This is a genomic window from Ruegeria arenilitoris, assembly GCF_013030985.1.
Lineage (GTDB): Bacteria > Pseudomonadota > Alphaproteobacteria > Rhodobacterales > Rhodobacteraceae > Ruegeria > Ruegeria arenilitoris_B.
The window spans coordinates 1-17066 of the sequence record NZ_WPYP01000011.1 but is presented as its reverse complement, the minus strand read 5'-3'; the positions used below and the strand labels follow the sequence as shown (position 1 = coordinate 17066).

The 17066-nt window shown below is 59.5% G+C and carries 17 protein-coding genes, 1 tRNA gene and 1 pseudogene; 7 read left to right on the top strand and 12 right to left on the bottom strand.

The window, feature by feature from the left end:
- The first annotated feature begins 73 nt into the window (after window positions 1–73).
- Window positions 74–799, top strand: coding sequence for a response regulator (locus GOX88_RS19200; RefSeq protein WP_170405651.1), 726 nt, complete (start codon window positions 74–76; stop codon window positions 797–799).
- Here the strand turns inward: GOX88_RS19200 and GOX88_RS19195 are convergent.
- The 3 genes from GOX88_RS19195 to GOX88_RS19185 form a co-directional block, all read right to left on the bottom strand.
- Complete coding sequence (locus GOX88_RS19195; protein ID WP_170405649.1) at window positions 796–1314, bottom strand: GNAT family N-acetyltransferase; 519 nt, start codon at window positions 1312–1314, stop codon at window positions 796–798. The two genes, GOX88_RS19200 and GOX88_RS19195, sit on opposite strands and share 4 nt — an antisense overlap.
- On the bottom strand, window positions 1311–1865 hold the full coding sequence (locus GOX88_RS19190) for a helix-turn-helix domain-containing protein (RefSeq protein WP_170405647.1): 555 nt from the start codon (window positions 1863–1865) through the stop codon (window positions 1311–1313). The genes GOX88_RS19195 and GOX88_RS19190 overlap by 4 nt, the downstream gene beginning before the upstream one ends.
- 119 nt (window positions 1866–1984) lie before the next feature.
- The gene (locus tag GOX88_RS19185; RefSeq protein ID WP_170405644.1) at window positions 1985–3001 is read right to left on the bottom strand and encodes a Fe(3+) ABC transporter substrate-binding protein; all 1017 of its coding nucleotides are present in this window, start codon (window positions 2999–3001) and stop codon (window positions 1985–1987) included.
- A 1-nt stretch (window position 3002) separates the two neighbouring features.
- Here GOX88_RS19185 and GOX88_RS23315 point away from each other — a divergent pair, with 1 nt between their 5' ends.
- Window positions 3003–3215: a hypothetical protein gene (locus GOX88_RS23315; RefSeq protein WP_217354260.1), complete on the top strand. Its 213-nt coding sequence runs from the start codon at window positions 3003–3005 to the stop codon at window positions 3213–3215.
- Here GOX88_RS23315 and GOX88_RS19180 read toward each other — a convergent pair whose 3' ends face one another.
- The 3 genes from GOX88_RS19180 to GOX88_RS19170 form a co-directional block, all read right to left on the bottom strand.
- The gene (locus tag GOX88_RS19180; protein ID WP_217354259.1) at window positions 3216–3884 is read right to left on the bottom strand and encodes a hypothetical protein; all 669 of its coding nucleotides are present in this window, start codon (window positions 3882–3884) and stop codon (window positions 3216–3218) included. It abuts the gene before it with no gap.
- 322 nt (window positions 3885–4206) lie between these two features.
- Window positions 4207–4332, bottom strand: coding sequence for a type B 50S ribosomal protein L36 (gene ykgO, locus GOX88_RS19175; protein WP_005648635.1), 126 nt, complete (start codon window positions 4330–4332; stop codon window positions 4207–4209).
- Between the two features lie 90 nt (window positions 4333–4422).
- Window positions 4423–4497, bottom strand: a tRNA-Val gene (locus GOX88_RS19170).
- A gap of 150 nt (window positions 4498–4647) precedes the next feature.
- Between GOX88_RS19170 and GOX88_RS19165 the strand changes: the two genes are divergently transcribed.
- On the top strand, window positions 4648–5508 hold the full coding sequence (locus GOX88_RS19165) for an N-formylglutamate amidohydrolase (RefSeq protein ID WP_170405638.1): 861 nt from the start codon (window positions 4648–4650) through the stop codon (window positions 5506–5508).
- 2 nt (window positions 5509–5510) lie between these two features.
- Here the strand turns inward: GOX88_RS19165 and GOX88_RS19160 are convergent, their stop codons facing one another.
- Together GOX88_RS19160 and pyrF are read right to left on the bottom strand one after the other, a co-directional pair.
- Window positions 5511–6764, bottom strand: coding sequence for a DNA polymerase IV (locus GOX88_RS19160; protein ID WP_170405635.1), 1254 nt, complete (start codon window positions 6762–6764; stop codon window positions 5511–5513).
- Window positions 6765–7123: 359 nt separating this feature from the next.
- Entirely contained in the window at window positions 7124–7828 is a 705-nt protein-coding gene (pyrF, locus tag GOX88_RS19155) for an orotidine-5'-phosphate decarboxylase (protein WP_170405632.1), read from the bottom strand.
- 149 nt (window positions 7829–7977) lie between these two features.
- Here pyrF and GOX88_RS19150 point away from each other — a divergent pair, with 149 nt between their 5' ends.
- Entirely contained in the window at window positions 7978–8298 is a 321-nt protein-coding gene (locus tag GOX88_RS19150; protein ID WP_170405629.1) for a hypothetical protein, read from the top strand.
- 21 nt (window positions 8299–8319) lie between these two features.
- On the opposite strand, the pseudogene GOX88_RS19145 reads toward GOX88_RS19150, so the two are convergent.
- Window positions 8320–9132: pseudogene (locus GOX88_RS19145) on the bottom strand (hypothetical protein); the annotation flags it as partial.
- 330 nt (window positions 9133–9462) lie between these two features.
- Between GOX88_RS19145 and clpB the strand changes: the two are divergent.
- Window positions 9463–12081 (top strand): ATP-dependent chaperone ClpB, encoded by a 2619-nt coding sequence (gene clpB / locus GOX88_RS19140; protein ID WP_170405623.1) that lies wholly within the window; start codon window positions 9463–9465, stop codon window positions 12079–12081.
- Window positions 12082–12127: 46 nt separating this feature from the next.
- Here clpB and GOX88_RS19135 read toward each other — a convergent pair whose 3' ends face one another.
- The 3 genes from GOX88_RS19135 to GOX88_RS19125 all read right to left on the bottom strand — a co-directional run bounded on the left by GOX88_RS19135 (window position 12128) and on the right by GOX88_RS19125 (window position 15053).
- Entirely contained in the window at window positions 12128–13051 is a 924-nt protein-coding gene (locus GOX88_RS19135) for an alpha/beta hydrolase (protein WP_170405620.1), read from the bottom strand.
- 57 nt (window positions 13052–13108) lie between these two features.
- Window positions 13109–13924 carry a cyclase family protein gene (locus GOX88_RS19130; RefSeq protein ID WP_170405617.1) on the bottom strand — a complete coding sequence of 272 codons (816 nt, stop codon included), beginning with the start codon at window positions 13922–13924 and terminating at the stop codon, window positions 13109–13111.
- Window positions 13925–14090: 166 nt separating this feature from the next.
- A complete protein-coding gene (locus GOX88_RS19125; RefSeq protein ID WP_170431031.1) occupies window positions 14091–15053 on the bottom strand; it encodes a hypothetical protein in 963 nt (320 codons plus the stop codon).
- Between the two features lie 246 nt (window positions 15054–15299).
- On the opposite strand from GOX88_RS19125, the gene msrP reads away from it, so the two are divergent.
- Complete coding sequence (gene msrP, locus GOX88_RS19120; protein WP_170405612.1) at window positions 15300–16202, top strand: protein-methionine-sulfoxide reductase catalytic subunit MsrP; 903 nt, start codon at window positions 15300–15302, stop codon at window positions 16200–16202.
- Between the two features lie 4 nt (window positions 16203–16206).
- Window positions 16207–16821, top strand: coding sequence for a protein-methionine-sulfoxide reductase heme-binding subunit MsrQ (msrQ, locus tag GOX88_RS19115; RefSeq protein ID WP_170405609.1), 615 nt, complete (start codon window positions 16207–16209; stop codon window positions 16819–16821).
- The last annotated feature ends 245 nt before the right edge of the window (window positions 16822–17066 follow it).

Genomic DNA, 17066 nt, shown 5'->3' with positions numbered 1-17066 from the left:
GTTCTTGTATGAAGCGGTCAGAAGCAGCTACAACTGTTCCGCGCCAGCTCAACACGCCCGCCTGGACTCGATTATGGTTAAAGAACATATCCTTGTCGTCGATGATGACCCGCAGGTCACGTCCTTTCTGCAGCGCTACCTTGAAAAGCAGGGTTGCCGGGTCAGCTGTGCCGCAGACGGCAATGCGATGGACGCTGTTCTGGACTCCTCCAAGATCGATCTGATCCTGCTGGATATCGGTCTGCCCGGTCGCAACGGGTTCGACATCACGCGCGAGTTGCGGGTCAACTCCAACATTCCGATCATCGTTCTTTCGGGCCGGGATGAGATCTTTGACCGGGTTGTCGGGTTGGAGTTCGGGGCCGATGACTACATCACCAAACCGTTTGAGGCGCGCGAGGTTCTGGCCCGCATCCGTACCGTTCTGCGCCGGGCTCGGCCCGAAGAGAAGGGAACGAACGAAACCGAGATGCCTCAGGTCCAATTTGGTGACTGGGTGCTGAATGTGAATGAGCGCACCCTGACCGCCGCTGGTGCATCCGGGGCAACGCCTTTGACAACCACCGAATTTGATGTGCTGCTGGCCTTTGTGACAAACCCCCACATGGTGTTCTCACGCGATCAGCTGCTGGACAAGGCCCGTGGGCGCGAGACCATTGTCGGTGACCGGACTATCGACGTGCATGTGGCGCGGCTGCGCAAGAAGATCGAGCCCGACCCCGCCGCGCCGACCTTTATCAAGACGGTGCACGGCATCGGCTATTGCTTTGCCGCTAATGTGCGCAAAAGCTCGGCCTAGCTCAGGTCTTTGAACATATAGGTTGTGGGCTCCAGCCGGTCTTCGAACGGGTTGCGGCAATAGTTCGGAATCTCTCCGGCGATCTGAAACCCCATGCTTTGGTACAGGATGCGCGACGGGTCAGTGCTGCGCGTATCCAGCACCAGTAGGGTTCGATTCAGTTGGGTCGCCCGATCCTGAAGCGCGGCCATCAAAGCACGCCCAAGCCCCCGCCGTCGGGCCGCAGGGTGGACCAGCAATTTGCCCACATCGGCGCGATGCGGTTGGTTGGGCATCGCTGCCGGAATCAATTGCACCGTGCCTAGAATACGACCGTTGTCGCGGGCCACGAAAAGATCCAGCGCACCGGTCTGCACATCCGGTCTCACGCGGTTTTGCCAATAGGCGCGGGCTTGATCCGGAGTAAACGGCAGGACGAACCCGATGCTGGCGCCATCCTGCACGCAGGCGTGCAGGATATCCGTCAAATCCTCCAACGCATCGTCAAAGCCGCTGTCGTCCTGACGCGAGATCATATCAGCACCAGCAAGTATCGCGCCCCGCGGGCGGGTGGTGTTTCGAACCGGGTCGGACCGGACAGGTGATAGCGCAGGCAATCGCCGCCATTCAGATCATGCGCGACCCCGTCCACCGTCAGGGTCAAGGCGCCGTCCAGCATGATCAGGTGATGCTCCTGTCCGGGCTTTGGCGGGGTGTCATAGGTGATCACCGTTCCGGGCGGCAGATGGCCTTCCAGAACCTCGGCGCTGAGGCCCGTGGCAGGCGGAGACACCGACCGGCGCGTGAACCCGGTTTCCGGATCGCGCCATTCCGGCTGCCGCTCAAAAGGTACGCGCGGGTCGAAACTGTCCTCGACCATCATCAGCAGGCGTGACATCGGCAGGCCATACGCGGCACACAACCGCCCCAGCGTGTCCGCGGTGGGGCTGACATCCCCTTTCTCCATTCGCGAGAGGGTGGCGCGGCTGACGCCGCTGCGCTCGGCCAATTGGTCCAGTGACCATCCGTGGCCCCGGCGCAGCTCGTTCAGGTGGTTGGCAAGTCGGTCTGAGAGGTTATCCAGCATGGTTCATATACGGGAATTGCGTTCGTATTCGGGATTATTGTCCAAAAATATTTGCAGCGCAACAAGAAAGGGCGCAGAAAAATCTGCGCCCTCTTTTACTGCTCGGGTTTTTGTCTGGATCAGTTCCAGCCAACCTCGTTGAAGATTTTCTGCGCCTCGGGCAGGTTCTTGGCGACCTCGGACAGGTTCACCTCATCAGCCTTGAACTCACCCAGTGCCTTGACCGAGTCCACAAGTTCGACCCCTTCCACCGCCGGGAATTCGTCATTGCCCGCCGAGAAGTATTTCTGGGCCGAGTCGCTGGCCAGGTATTCCAGGAACAGCACCGCGTTTTCCTTGTTCGGTGCGTTTGCTGCCACACCGGCGCCGGACAGGTTCATATGCGCGCCGGTGCTGTCCTGGTTGGGGAAGACCCAGCCGATCGAGTCGATATCAGCGGACACGCCTTTGACGTCTTTGCGGATGGCGCGGGCAAAGTAGTAGGTGTTCGATACTGCGATGTCGCACTCGCCCGAAACGATGCCGCGCAGCTGATCGGTGTCGCCGCCCTGCGGATCGCGCGCCATGTTGGCGACGATGCCTTCGGCCCAGGCTTTGGCTGCCTCGGGGCCCTCATGGGTGATGATCGAAGCCAGCAGGGTCTGGTTATAGGTGTTGCTGGACGACCGGATGCAGATCAGGCCCTTGTATTCCGGCTTGGCCAGATCGGCATAGGTGGCCGGCGGGTTGGCTACGTTTTCCTTGTCGAAAAAGATGATGCGGCCGCGCTGGGAAAAGCCGAACCACTCGTTGTCGGTGTCCTGTAGGTTGGAGGGGATGCGCTCTTCCAGAACGGCGCTGTCGATGGATTGAAGAACGCCTGCATTCTTGGCCCGCGCCAGACGCGAAGTATCGACGGTCAGCAGGATATCGGCAGGCGAGTTCGCCCCTTCGGCTTCCATCCGGGCGATCAGCTCATCGGCCTTGCCCTCGATGCGGTTGATGGTGATGCCGGTTGCCTCTTCGAATTCACCGTACAGGTTTTCGTCGGTGTCGTAGTGGCGCGAGGAGTAGAGGTTCAGCTCTCCCTCGGCAGCGGCAGAGGTTGCAATCAGGGCCGTCAGGGCGGCGGCAACGCAGGTAGAGGATTTCAGCATCATGTTTCCCAACTTTGAAAGCTGTGGTGGTTTATTTCTGACTGAAAAGGTCAATGAAACAATTCTTGTGGGGATGCAAGTAAATCCGACAAATTTAGTTGGGAAAATGGTCGCACGTGAAAACGTCCGCGGCGGACCACCGAATCCACTGCCCGTTTTGCTGAAAGCCACGTCATGTACCGGCTATCAGATTGGATCACTCAGGTGGAGCTGATCAATCGGCCATCAGAATAATCTGTCTCAGGCCGCAGGCTCCGAAAAGGGCGGAACCGAACATTTCACAGGTTTCTTCGGCGAGCGTAACGTAACGCCCATTTTCCATTTCATGAAAAAACATAAAGGCGGCAGTCATCTCGAGCCCGAGTGCGCCTCCCAGATAAACCACTACTGCAAGGATAAAATACCGTCGTGGCGCAGGCTTCATACCGTAGACCACAAAGCGAAAACCGAGCAGCATAAGTATAAAGACAACTGCAATACCGTAGACAACCCATTCCCACGCAAAGAATCCGGTGCCGTCAAAATTCCTGGTGAAATACGCGCCAACTGGTTCGTGTACCTGGGCTGCGTCGTCAAACGCCGCGAAGAATATGATGGCCGCAAAGGCAAGCCAATGCCAGCGCCACCGGTCCTTGACAGCAAAAGCCTGAGCAGCCGCCAGAAAAATAAAGATGCTCGAAACAACGAGGAGCGTGAAGTTCACAAATGTTGGCACGTTTGCTTCTTCACCGACCCAAAAGATCTCGAAAGCAAGCCGCCCAAATTCGCTGTCGGTGTTCGATACAACCTGAGCAAGAGCCGCCAGCGCCGCAGTTGGAAGAATAACTGCGGCTGAATAAATCAAGTATCGGTTAGGAGTTGGCAAAAAGGGTATGTGAAACATGTCTACATTAATTCTTTAACTTACCCCACCAAGCTTAAGAGCAGAGTTTTGGCTGTATAGTGAGTTGCGGCATAAGGTGACTGTTGGGCCGATTCTTGCCGCGAAACGAAATCAATATTCCATGACGGCCTTTATTGTCCCCATAATGTTGACAATATCGACTCGGCCTTCCCGAACGAAGTACCCCGATCTTTGGCGCGATAAGTGAGCCAGCTACCGGAGCGGCACGCTGTGGCTGCGCCCGTCATGACCGCAAGACAGACTTAGCCACAAAAAAACCGCACCCGAAGGCGCGGTTTCTTTAAACGGTTATGCGTAGTTCTTAGCCCTGGCGAGCTTTGAACTTGCGCTGCGTCTTGTTGATCACGTAGACGCGGCCTTTGCGACGCACAACCCGGCAGTCGCGGTGCCGGTTCTTGAGCGAGCGGAGCGAGTTCTTGACCTTCATGGGTCTGTCTCCAATCTGCGGCGCCTTCATCAAAGACGTGGCCAGCGCCTGGGTTAGCGGGTGCCCCGGTATTCCGGAACAGTGAAACGATGGTGGGCGGTACAAGGATCGAACTTGTGACCCCTTCGATGTCAACGAAGTGCTCTACCGCTGAGCTAACCGCCCACTTAAACCTTTGCGTTGTCCTGCCCCATAACGAAATGGGGCGCGGAACCCCGCGCCGGTAGCGGGGTCTATAAAAGGAGTCGCAGAGGGGTTCAAGGGGTTTGGTGGAACTATTTTCCGGTCTATGCTGAAACCGAACAAGGAGTCACCATGCAGAACACGCCCTATGTACTGGATATGCCCACCAGCCGCACGTCCTGCGTTGTGTTTTCTTCTCCGCATAGTGGCCGGAACTACCCTGAAACCATGCTCAGCCGCACGGTTCTGGGCGAAAATGTGATTCGATCCTCGGAAGATGCCTTTGTGGATCAGTTGTTCCGCGCTGCGGCTGACTTTGGCGCGCCGTTGATCTCGGCGGTGATGCCGCGCGCGTATCTGGACCTGAACCGCAGCGCCGAGGAGCTGGACCCTGCGCTGATTCAGGGCGCGCGCCGACATGGGCACAATCCGCGTGTGGCCTCGGGGCTGGGGGTGATTCCCCGCGTGGTGGCCAATGGACGTGCGATTTATCGCGGCAAGCTGACGATGGATGAGGCCCGTCTTCGTATCGACACCTGTTGGCGGCCCTATCACGCCCGGATCAAATCCCTGCTTGCCGACTCGCACGATGCGTTCGGGCAGGCGATTCTGGTCGATTGCCATTCGATGCCGCATGAGGCCGTTGCCATGGTCAGCAACCCAAGAGCCCGACGGCCGGATGTGGTGCTGGGTGACAGGTTCGGGGCGTCGGCTTCGGTTGATGTGGTGGACCGGATCGAGGCGGCTTTTGTCGCGGCCGGGCTGAACGTGGCGCGTAACACGCCCTTTGCCGGGGCTTACGTGACCCAGACTTATGGTCGCCCGACTCGTGATCAGCACGCCGTGCAGATCGAGATCGATCGGGCGCTATACATGGACGAAGCCCGAATCGAGCCGAATGAGAATTTCGCTGAGTTTCAGAAGATTCTGCGCGAGGTCATCCGGGACATTGCCGGTATCGGCGAGGAATCCCTGCCTCTGGCCGCCGAGTGATCTCAGCGCAGGGCGCGGCCTTTCACAATCGCATCGCTGCCAAAGCGGCGCCGGATTTCGTCGGTTGCGCGTTCGGCCTGTGACCTCTGGGTGGCACCGGGGTCCAGCAGGTCGCCGGAAATGTCCGCTTGCGATTCAGCGCACAGATCGGACAGGCCAACGCCCAGCAGGCGATAGGGCCCCTGATCCCCGACCTGATCGAACAACCCCCGTGCGGTGTGATAAATCCGGTCGGCGATCTGCGTCGCGTCCCGCAGGGACAGGCGGCGGGTGATGATCTTGTGATTGGCGCGTTTCAGCTTCAGCGTGACGACCCGCCCGGCCAGAGCTTTGGCCTTGGCGCGGTCGGCGACCTTTTCCGACATGCGCCACAGGTGACCGTCCAGAATGTCCAGGTTGGCGGTGTCTTCGAAAAATGTGGTCTCGTTGCTGATCGACTTCATCGGTTCGTGCGCCGAAACGCGCCGCTTGTCCTGCCCGCGGGCCAGATGCCACAGCCGATAGCCCATGGAGCCGAACCGCGCAGTCAGCGCCTCCTGATCCCAGCGCAGCAGGTCGGAAAAGCTGCGGATACCGGCGCGGTCCAGCGATTCCTGCGCGGCCGGCCCAATGCCCCAGATCAGCCGTACCGGTTTGTCATACAGAAATTCCGCCGTTTCAGCCTGACCGATCACCGAAAACCCGCGCGGCTTGTCGAGGTCCGAGGCCACCTTGGCCAGAAACTTGTTGTGCGACAACCCGATCGAGCCGGTCACACCCAGCTCATCCTTCATCCGCTTCACCAGTCGTGCCAGCATCACTGCAGGTGGCGCGCCGTGCAGGCGTTCGGTGCCGGACAGGTCCATGAAGGCCTCGTCCAGTGACAGCGGTTCGACCACCGGGGTCAGCTCATCCATCATCTTGCGGATCTCACGGGACACTTCGGCATAGACCGACATGCGTGGCTTGATCACCACCGCCTCGGGGCAGAGTTGAAGCGCCTTGAACATCGGCATGGCTGAGCGCACCCCGCGAATGCGGGCGACGTAGCAGGCCGTGGACACCACCCCCCGCTTACCGCCGCCGATGATCACCGGCTTGTCGGCCAGCTCCGGGTTGTCGCGTTTCTCGACCGAGGCATAAAAGGCGTCACAATCCATGTGGGCGATGGACAGATCAAACAGTTCGGGATGTGTCTTGATCCGCGGGCTGCCGCAGGCAGGGCAGCGCCCTTCAGTGGTCAATGTGGTCAGGCAATCTCGGCAGAGACCGGGCATGAAGTTTTCCCGCCTTCCGTGCGATCCAATCAGCCGCTTACTTATACCAGCCCTGGCTGCTGCGCAAAGTGCGGGCAGATGCAAAGGTCACAGCGATGTCCAGAAGAAGACCCCCCGCGAAGTGGCGGGGGGAGGTGACGGACCTCAGGAAGAGACGGTCCGCGGGGAGTATCACGGCCCCAGAATCGCTTAAATTCACGGGTTTCGATAGGACCCAGGACACAGAAGAAAAACTCGGGTTTTTCATGTGTGTTTTGGGGCACAGGGACGATTTGGCGCGGATCGGCGGGAAAGTGACGCAAGGTCAACCGGTTGGCGGCGCTTTTTGGCGCGGAAATCCGCCGATTTGGCGGGGTGCGTCAGTGCCGTGTCAAGGAATTTAACTCGGCAAGAACTGCCTCTGCGGCCGCTTTCGGGTCCTTTGCCTGATAGATCGGACGGCCGACAACGATATGGTCGGCTCCGTCGCCAATGGCGCTGGCCGGGGTGGCGACGCGTTTCTGATCGCCCAAGGCAGCCCCTGCCGGGCGGACGCCGGGGGTCACGATCAGGCGGCCTTCGGCCTGGGGCAGGGCGCGGATCAGGGCGGCCTCCTGCGGGCTGGCGATGACGCCATCGGCCCCGGCCTCAAGCGCGCGGGCGGCGCGTTCGACCACCAGATCCTGCACGTCGCCCTGTTTCAGCAGGCTGGCATCCAGATCGTCGCGGTTCAGCGAGGTCAGAATGGTCACGGCGAGAATCTTCAGGTCCTTGCCCGATGCGCCCTCTTTCGCCGCGCGCACCACGTGCGGGTCGCCATGCACGGTCAGGAAATCCAGATCGAACTGCGCCAGCCCCCGCACGGCGTTTTCGACCGTGTTGCCGATATCGAACAGCTTCATGTCCAGAAAGATGCGTTTGCCGTGGTCCTGTTTCAGCTCATTGGCCAGGGCCAGCCCGCCACCTGTCAGCATCCCCAAGCCGATCTTGTAAAAGGACACGGCGTCGCCCAGCCGCTCGGCCATGGCCAGCCCCTGCAGGGCGTTCGGGACATCTAGGGCAACGATCAAGCGGTCATCAGACATGGGGCAAGCTCCTTTTTGGCAAACGTCTGCGTCCTAGCGGGTTCGGGCGCTTCTGTCCATGCAGCGCCGGAGAGATATTGATCAAGTCGCAGAAACCGGGTTGTGCTATGGTGACGGTCGAACAAGCGAGCAATTCTGATGGGGGGAATATGAAAGCGCGGTTTGGGTTTGGACTCGGTCTGGTATTGGCGGCCTGTCAGGACATGCCTTTGGAGACGGAGGCGGCGGATACATTCATCGTGTCGCCGACAAATGATGATCTGCGTCTTGTGCGCGGATATCGGTCCACCGATGACGATTGCCAACTGACCGGGGAAACGGCTTTTACCATCGATTTTCTGGATGACGCAGCGGATCTTGTGTCCTGCCCGACAGGCAGCGATGCGGCGCAGTCTCTGGTCGATATGTACGGGGCGCGGCAGGTGGCGAAAACCGGGGGCTACTCGGTGTATACTGTTCCACGGCGATAGGCCGCCCGGGCGTAGCAGTGCCTAGGAAAAAAGCTTGGTCAGCCTGTCATCCATCTCCGCCAGGATACTGATGTTGCGCAGCCTGCGTGGTGCCACGCGATATTCTTTGCCCTCAACAACTCTCATCGAACTGGTCAGATGCGGCACGGCCTGCAACGCGGCTTCGCGCAGGGGAACGGGGTTGTCACTGTCGTGCACTTCCGCCGTGACGTTGGCTTTGCGGCGTTGCACGTCCCCCCACTTGATCAAAGCGATGTGGCGGAAACTGCGGTCCTGCACCGGTGCGTTGCGCAATGTCTCGAAATCAGCCTCCAGCGCGTCGGAGCGGTGTTTCATGGAGGCCCTGTTGGCCAGTGGATAGTGGATCAGCGCAAGTCCGGGTGCATGCGCCCAGGTATGGAAGGCCCCGTGTGCGCCCAGAGAAAACGTGATCGGTTCGCTCAGGGCAAAGGGTTTCGAATAGCGTGCCGAAAACCTGAGCTGCAACCTGTCGTCCGTCAGCGGCTCGACCTCGAACCCCACGGCGCCCACGACACTTTGCGACTTTTGGTTTTCCAAAATCTGAAGAAGGGTCTGGTCGGTCTGTGTTGGCAGGACGATTTCATCCACATCTCCGCACAGCACCCAGTCATGCGCGTTGAGAAGAACGGCGCAGATATCGGTGAGCATCCACCAGCGCTGTTCATCAAAATCCTCAGGCAACTGATTGCGCGGGATTCTGATCAGGTTGCAATCCTTCGCCAGTTCAGCATGAACGTTGTCGTTGCCATGACCGATAATGTACAGGTTTTGCGTGCCGAGCAGCTGGCCGTAATACTCGATCCATTTCGATAAGTACCAATGATCCTTTTAGACCATGGTGACGGCGCAAACTTTCAACTCGAATTCTCCTGTCGGTGACGCGAAACTAATTGAGCGTGAATCTCCGGGCAAGACCAAAGGTTTCGGTTAGGTGCCGTCCTTTCGGCGTAGCAGGGTGTTTCGTTAGGTCGTTGTCAACAATCGGCGCATTACACGCGGAACCAGAGGAAGACTCAGAGCTATTTGCGTATACTATGTCTTGAAAGCCTTTAGAAATTCACCAGATTGAATGCGAGGCCCAGACCGATGCGTGCCGCCAAGCGGGCGCATCATATTCAGGGCGCTTAGAAAAAGGAGATTGCTATGGACTTAAACAAGTTCACCGAGCGGGCACGGGGGTTCGTGCAGGCGGCGCAGACAATTGCACTGCGCGAGGGGCACCAGAGGCTGGAGCCCACACATATACTGAAAGCATTGATGGATGACGATCAGGGGTTGGCCAGCAACCTGATCACACGCGCGGGCGGTGCGCCGAACCGCGTGGTCGAGGCGTTGGACGTGGCCATGGGGAAAATCCCGAAGGTCAGCGGGGACGCAAGCCAGATTTACATGGACGGCCAGACCGCCAAGGTTCTGGACGAGGCGCAGAAGATCGCCACCCAGGCGGGCGACAGTTTCGTGCCGGTCGAGCGCGTTCTGATGGCGCTGTGCATGGTGAAATCCAAAGCCAAAGAGGCTTTGGAGGCTGGTGCCGTATCCGCGCAGAAACTGAATGAGGCGATCAATGACATCCGCAAGGGTCGCACCGCCGACAGCGCGTCGGCCGAAGAAGGGTATGACGCGCTCAAGAAATACGCGCGCGACCTGACCGAGGCTGCAGCCGAAGGCAAGATCGACCCGATCATCGGACGCGACGAGGAAATCCGCCGCTCGATGCAGGTTCTGTCGCGCCGCACCAAGAATAACCCGGTTCTGATCGGTGAGCCCGGTGTCGGGAAAACCGCGATCGCCGAGGGCATGGCCCTGCGCATCGTCAACGGTGACGTGCCGGAATCGCTGAAGGACAAGAAACTGCTCGCGCTTGATATGGGCGCGCTGATCGCCGGTGCGAAATATCGCGGCGAGTTCGAAGAACGCCTCAAGGCCGTTCTGACCGAAGTTACCGAGGCCGCCGGTGAGATCATCCTGTTCATCGACGAGATGCACACGCTGGTCGGTGCCGGGAAATCCGACGGTGCGATGGATGCGGCCAACCTGATCAAGCCCGCGCTTGCGCGGGGTGAGCTGCATTGTATCGGTGCGACCACGCTGGATGAGTATCGCAAATACGTGGAAAAAGACGCGGCCCTTGCGCGCCGGTTCCAGCCCGTGATGGTCACCGAACCGACCGTCGAGGACACAATCAGCATCCTGCGTGGCATCAAGGAAAAGTACGAGCTGCACCACGGCGTGCGGATTTCCGACTCGGCGCTGGTATCGGCGGCGACGCTCTCGCATCGCTATATCACCGACCGCTTCCTGCCCGACAAAGCCATCGACCTTGTCGATGAAGCCGCGTCGCGCCTGCGGATGGAGGTGGATTCCAAGCCCGAAGAGCTGGATCAGCTGGATCGCCAGATCCTGCAGATGCAGATCGAGGAAGAGGCGCTGAAGCTGGAAGATGACGCGGCCTCCAAGGACCGTCTGGAGACCTTGCAAAAGGATCTGGCCGATCTGCAGGAGAAATCCGCCGAGATGACCGCTCAGTGGCAGGCCGAACGTGACAAGCTGGCAGGTGCGCGCGATCTGAAGGAACAGCTCGATAAAGCGCGGGCCGATCTGGAGATCGCAAAGCGCGAAGGTAACCTGGCCAAGGCGGGTGAGCTGTCCTATGGCGTCATCCCCGAGCTTGAGAAAAAGTTGACCGAGGCTGAGAACGCCGAAAGCAACGCCATGATGGCCGAGGAAACGGTGCGTCCGGAACAGATCGCCTCTGTCGTGGAGCGCTGGACGGGTATCCCGACCTCGAAAATGCTGGAAGGCGAGCGTGAGAAGCTGCTGCGGATGGAAGACGATCTGCATTCCCGCGTGATCGGTCAGGATGCAGCGGTCACCGCCGTGGCCAACGCCGTGCGCCGTGCGCGTGCGGGCCTGAATGACGAAGGCCGCCCGCTGGGTTCGTTCCTGTTCCTCGGGCCGACCGGCGTGGGTAAGACCGAGCTGACCAAGGCCGTGGCGAATTTCCTGTTCGATGACGACAACGCGATGGTGCGTATTGATATGTCCGAGTTCATGGAAAAACACGCGGTCGCCCGTCTGATCGGTGCCCCTCCGGGTTATGTCGGCTACGACGAAGGCGGCGTGCTGACCGAGGCCGTGCGGCGCCGGCCCTATCAGGTCGTGCTGTTCGATGAGGTCGAAAAGGCGCACCCGGATGTGTTCAACGTGCTGTTGCAGGTTCTGGATGATGGTGTTTTGACAGATGGTCAGGGCCGCACCGTGGACTTCAAGCAGACGCTGATCATTCTGACGTCGAACCTTGGATCTCAGGCGCTGAGCCAATTGCCCGAAGGCGCGGACAGCGCGCAGGCACGGCGGGACGTGATGGATGCGGTCCGGGCGCATTTCCGGCCGGAATTCCTCAACCGTCTGGATGAAACGATCATCTTTGACCGCCTCAAGCGGGCCGATATGGATGGCATCGTCGATATTCAGATGGCGCGTCTGCAGAAACGTCTGGCCGCCCGCAAGATCGAGCTGGTTCTGGACGATGGCGCCAAGGAATGGCTGGCCAATGAAGGCTATGACCCGGTTTTCGGTGCCCGTCCGCTGAAGCGCGTGATCCAGCGCGCCTTGCAGAACCCTCTGGCCGAAGCCTTGCTGGCCGGTGAGATCAAGGACGGCGAAACCGTTCCCGTGACTGCCGGTGCCGATGGCCTGATCATCGGTGACCGCCTTGGCACGTCAGAGCGGCCCCGCCCGGATGATGCTGTCGTGCACTGACGAACATCTGAGAACGAAAAAGACCCGCCATTTCGGCGGGTCTTTTTTATGCCCTGGCAAAATGCCGGTTCAGAAAACCGGCGATTTCCGTCAGAGACGCGTCCGCTTCGGGAATATTCGGGTAGAACTCGAACACGTGCCACATGCCCTCCCAAATGCGCAGGGTGCTGTCCGCGCCCGCCCTACGCAGGAGGTGATCCAGTCGCACGCAACCGCTCAGCAGGTGATCGCGGGTTCCGCTGGTCAGGAAGACGGGCGGAAAATCGGCGTCGAAAGGGCCGTAGATTGGTGAGATGCCGGACTGTGTCAGGTCGGTGTCCTGAGGCAAATAACAGGACCGGAAAAACTCAATCTCGGGCTGGTTGAGGAACGGGTCCTGACCCGCCCGGCCGCTGTCACCGGGATTGAGCAGATCGACAAATGGCGACAGCATGGCCAGCGCCTTTGGTTGCGGTCCACGAGTCGCACGCAGCCGGTGAAGTGCTGCCAGCGCCAGGTTACCGCCAGCAGATTCTCCGCACAGGCAAGCGCCGGGCGTTTCGGCCAGAACGGAAGAGATTACTGCGGTACAGGCGTCAAGTGCCGCCGGGTAAGGATGTTCGGGGGCCAGAGGGTAATGCGGCGCGATCACAACCGCGCCAGTTTTTGCTGCAAGCGAGGCAGAAATCGGCAGGTCCTCGAACGGGCTGCCTAAAGTGAAACCACCACCGAACAGGTAGACAAGTTTGCGGCCCCCGCGCGGTTCAGGCGGCGCGATGACCGTGCATTGCACGCCTGCGATAGTTTGTTCTGACAAGGAGACGCGGGTCTTTTCAATCATAAACGCGCATCCCTGTTCGCTTTCCTTTCGCGACATGGCCCGAATGTCGTCGACAGGCTGGCTTAGATCGCGTTTCGGGGCATCGGCGGCAAATGCCTCGGCCTCGGGGCTGATCAGGGCAAAGGTGGGGGAGGGATGATTTTTGGTCATGGTGGTTTCTTGAGAGGGGGCAATAGACCCGCCTGCGCAGGCGGGTCTGAAACGGCTTTATATCAGTGCAAATATCCGTGCCGGACCGCCCGTGCCGCCGACATGTTTGGGTGCGCCGATAACCAGCGTGGCACCGGCGGCCGGCACCCGGTCCAGACCGGCCATGTTTTCGATCCCGAAACGGCCGGTCGGCAGCCATGCATAATGCGTGGCGAAATCCGTTGAAATGCCGTGGTCCAACGACAACGTGTCCGATGCGATCGACCGCGCGCCGGTTTCTTCCAACAGCATCTGCGCGGCTTCGACGTGGAAACCGGGGTAATGCTGTGCCTCACCGTCAAATCCGCGATAGGCATCGCTGTCGGCCTTGGCGGCCCAGCCGGAATAAAGCGCAACGCACGCACCGTCCGGTATATCGCCGTTGGCCGAAACCCACGCCCTCAGGTCGTCCGGGGTCAGCAGCGTGTCCGCGTCCTCGGCCGCGCGGGCCGCGATGTCTACGACACAGAGCGGTGCGACCAGATCCGAGACCGGGATTTCATCCACCGAGGCCCCGTCTGCCGAGAAATGCAAAGGGGCATCAATATGCGTGCCGGTGTGTTCGTTCACCACCATGCGTTGAACGTTGAAGCCATGTTCTGCGAAGTTGAAAACCTGTTCGGACGCGTATCCCGGCTCTCCGAAATAGGTCGGGAAATCGGGGCTGATCGCGTGGGTCATGTCTTCGACCCCGCCGTGACCAGCAGCCAGCGCTGCGGGCGCGGCAACTCCGGTTGCGGCAGCGGCCACGCCGGAGGCAGCGGCGGCTTTGAAAAACCCGCGTCGCGACAGCATACGGTCCTTGACGGCGTTCATTACGCAAATGTCACACATTCGTCTTCTCCCTCTGAGGTTCTTCAGCTGTTGGGACGGGCAGGCCATCCGCTTTTCGTCTTCAGTACCTGGGGATCAGCCTGCATTTTTGCCGCAAGCCTTGTAAACCCGGGAAGGGTGTAGGCGCCGCCACGGCCGCGCCCGCAAATGTGGACGCTAGCCGGGTTTAGTAGTTGCCTGTCTGGCGGCTTTTGCGCAGGGCGCGCAGGTCTTCCGCGCTCATCCGTGGGGTGTCCTCGGTGTCCTGCTTGGACTTTTGATTGGCCTCGATCACCTCGGACAGTTTCGGTGCCGTCTCGCGCAACCTCAGATACCCCAGTACCCCGCCTGCGCATTGCAGGCTGAAAGCCCAAGTCCCGATCAGCATGTAGACGACGAACAGGCCAAGCAGCGACCAGAGGGGCCGGATGGAGGCCATGCCCTTGGTCATGTCTTCAAATTCCTGCAGGTCAGCCTGCAACGAACCGAAATAGTCCATGGCGATCATCAGCGCGATCAGAAGTGCGTGCAGGACGAACATCCCGACATAGCTGAAGATGGTCAGCGCAAACAGAGGGCCGAACGAGGCCCGAAAATGCCGAAAAGGTGTATAGTGCATACCATCCGGGTCCCGCCCGATCGAGGCGGATGTGATCGGCACAAGCAGGCTGGCCCGGATCGAGCACACCGACAGAAAGACCGCAAGCAGCCCCAGCAGCCCCGGAGTTACCCAGGACGGGTCGACATATTCAAGCGCCAGGTCGGCGATTTCACTCTGTTGCAGGATGTCCGGTGAAATCACGAAAATTGAGGCCGCAACGATCACGCCAATGATAAGCGTCACACTTACGCCCTCGACGGCACCATAGATAACAGCCGGGGTGAACAGACCCTTGATGCCAGTGCTGGGCTTCACGCCTTTGACCTGCAGCCCCATCCTTGTCCCAAGCAGGGTCGGAACGACGCTGGAAGAGGCCATGATCAGGAACGTCACGATGAAGGCAAATGGCGGGAAGATGAGGCCCAGCAAAAATCCGACCAGGGCTCCGAACAGGTTATAAAGGGCCAGGGCAATAAACATGACCGGCAAGACAACGGCCAGGCGCCAGCAAATGGACAGGGACAAAGGGAACGCTTTGGCAAACAGCACTGTAGTAATCTCTTATCGGTATTCGTTTAACTGTCGGCGTATCCAACCGGAACAGGCTGCGCCAGTTCTTTTCAGAAGGGATTGTCAAATGCAGGGCGGCAATGTGTCATTTTGGAATCGCAGTGACCGGCCGATGGGCCCGATACGTTACAATCTCGTCTCTCAATCGTGACGCCTGTTTCCTTGGCTCTGTGCTATCAGCGGATTACCTCACTATCTGAGGATGTTTGACGACTGGAGACATACATGGCGCATCGCTGGACCAATACACTGACACATGCTGACGTCACCCCACGGGCGGCGTTTCTGAACCGGCGGCAGGTCATGGCCGGACTGGCAGGTGTCGGACTGGCAGGGATGTCGCGGGGGGCCGCGGCGCAGGAGGCGCTGGAGCCGAACACCTGGGAAGAGATCACCTCATACAACAATTTCTACGAGTTCGGGACCCGTAAGGACGATCCGGCCAAATATGCCGGCGCCCTGACCACCGAGCCGTGGAGCGTCAAGATCGACGGACTGGTCGACAATCCGGGTGAGTATGACTTCAAGGCCATCCTGTCCGAGATGACGGTCGAGGAGCGGATCTATCGCTTCCGCTGTGTCGAGGCCTGGTCGATGGTGATTCCGTGGAACGGGTTCGAACTGGCCGATCTGCTGAACATGGCAGGTGTGCAGGACGGCGCCAAGTACGTGGCCTTTGAGACCGCCGTGATCCCCGATGAGATGCCGGGCGTGCGCTATCCGATTCTGGACTGGCCCTATCGCGAAGGCCTGCGTCTGGATGAGGCGATGCACCCGCTGACGATCATGGCGACCGGTATCTATGGCCGTCCGATCCCGAACCAGAACGGCGCGCCTCTGCGTTTGGTGGTGCCGTGGAAATATGGCTTCAAGTCGATCAAGTCGATCGTGCGGATCACCCTTACGGATGTCGAGCCACCCACCAGCTGGAACATGTCCAACCCGCGTGAGTATGGCTTCTATAGTAATGTGAACCCGAACGTGGATCATCCGCGCTGGTCGCAGGCCTCGGAACGTCAAATCGGCGGCGGTCTTTTTGCCAAGCGCATCCCGACCCTGATGTACAATGGTTACGAGAAAGAAGTCGCAGGCCTGTACGAGGGCATGGATCTGGCGGAATACTATTAAGCCTATGCAGTGGGTGAATCAGATATTGCGCCGTATCCCCGTCTGGGCGGTGTATCTGCTGGGGGTGCTTCCGGCCCCGTGGCTGTTCTATCAGGCGCTGACCGGTGGCTTGGGCGTGGAGCCGATCGAGGCGCTGGAACATCGGTACGGAGAACTGGCGCTGCAGCTATTGATTGCCGTGCTGGCGATTTCTCCGCTGCGGCGGTTCCTTGGTCTGAACCTGCTGAAGTTCCGCCGAGCCCTTGGCGTGCTGACATTCACCTATGTCGGTCTGCATCTGCTGGTGTGGCTTGTTCTGGACGTGCAGGTGCCCAGCCAGATCTGGGCCGATATCGTCAAACGCCCCTATATAACGGTCGGCATGGCCGCGTTTGTCCTGATGCTGCCGCTGGCGGTGACATCGAACAATCTGTCTGTGCGCAAGTTGGGGCCTCGTTGGCGCAGCCTGCAGCGACTGGTCTTCCCAGCGGCGGTCTTGGGTGGGTTGCACTATGTCATGCTGGCCAAGGGCTTTCAGATCGAGCCACTGGTCTACTTGTCCCTGATTGTCGGCTTGTTGCTGCTGCGTGTTCCGTTTGCGGGTCTGCTGACTCGGCCGCATGAAGCCGATTCCGCCTGACTCGCGACCGAGTCTGTGGGTAACCCTGTGCAAAAGCCGGGATTCGAGGTGAGGTCAGCGCGGAAATGCGTGGTCGGCTCAATTCGACATGATGTAACCTATTGTTTTTGTTAATTTAAATACGTTTCTGCGGTTTTTTGCAGGTTTCTCGAATTTTCCACTTGCGGCTAGTGCTGGTTATACTTAGAACCCCCTTCACCGGCGCTGCTGAGGCGGTGCTGACGGGTCGGAGAGACGGCCTGACG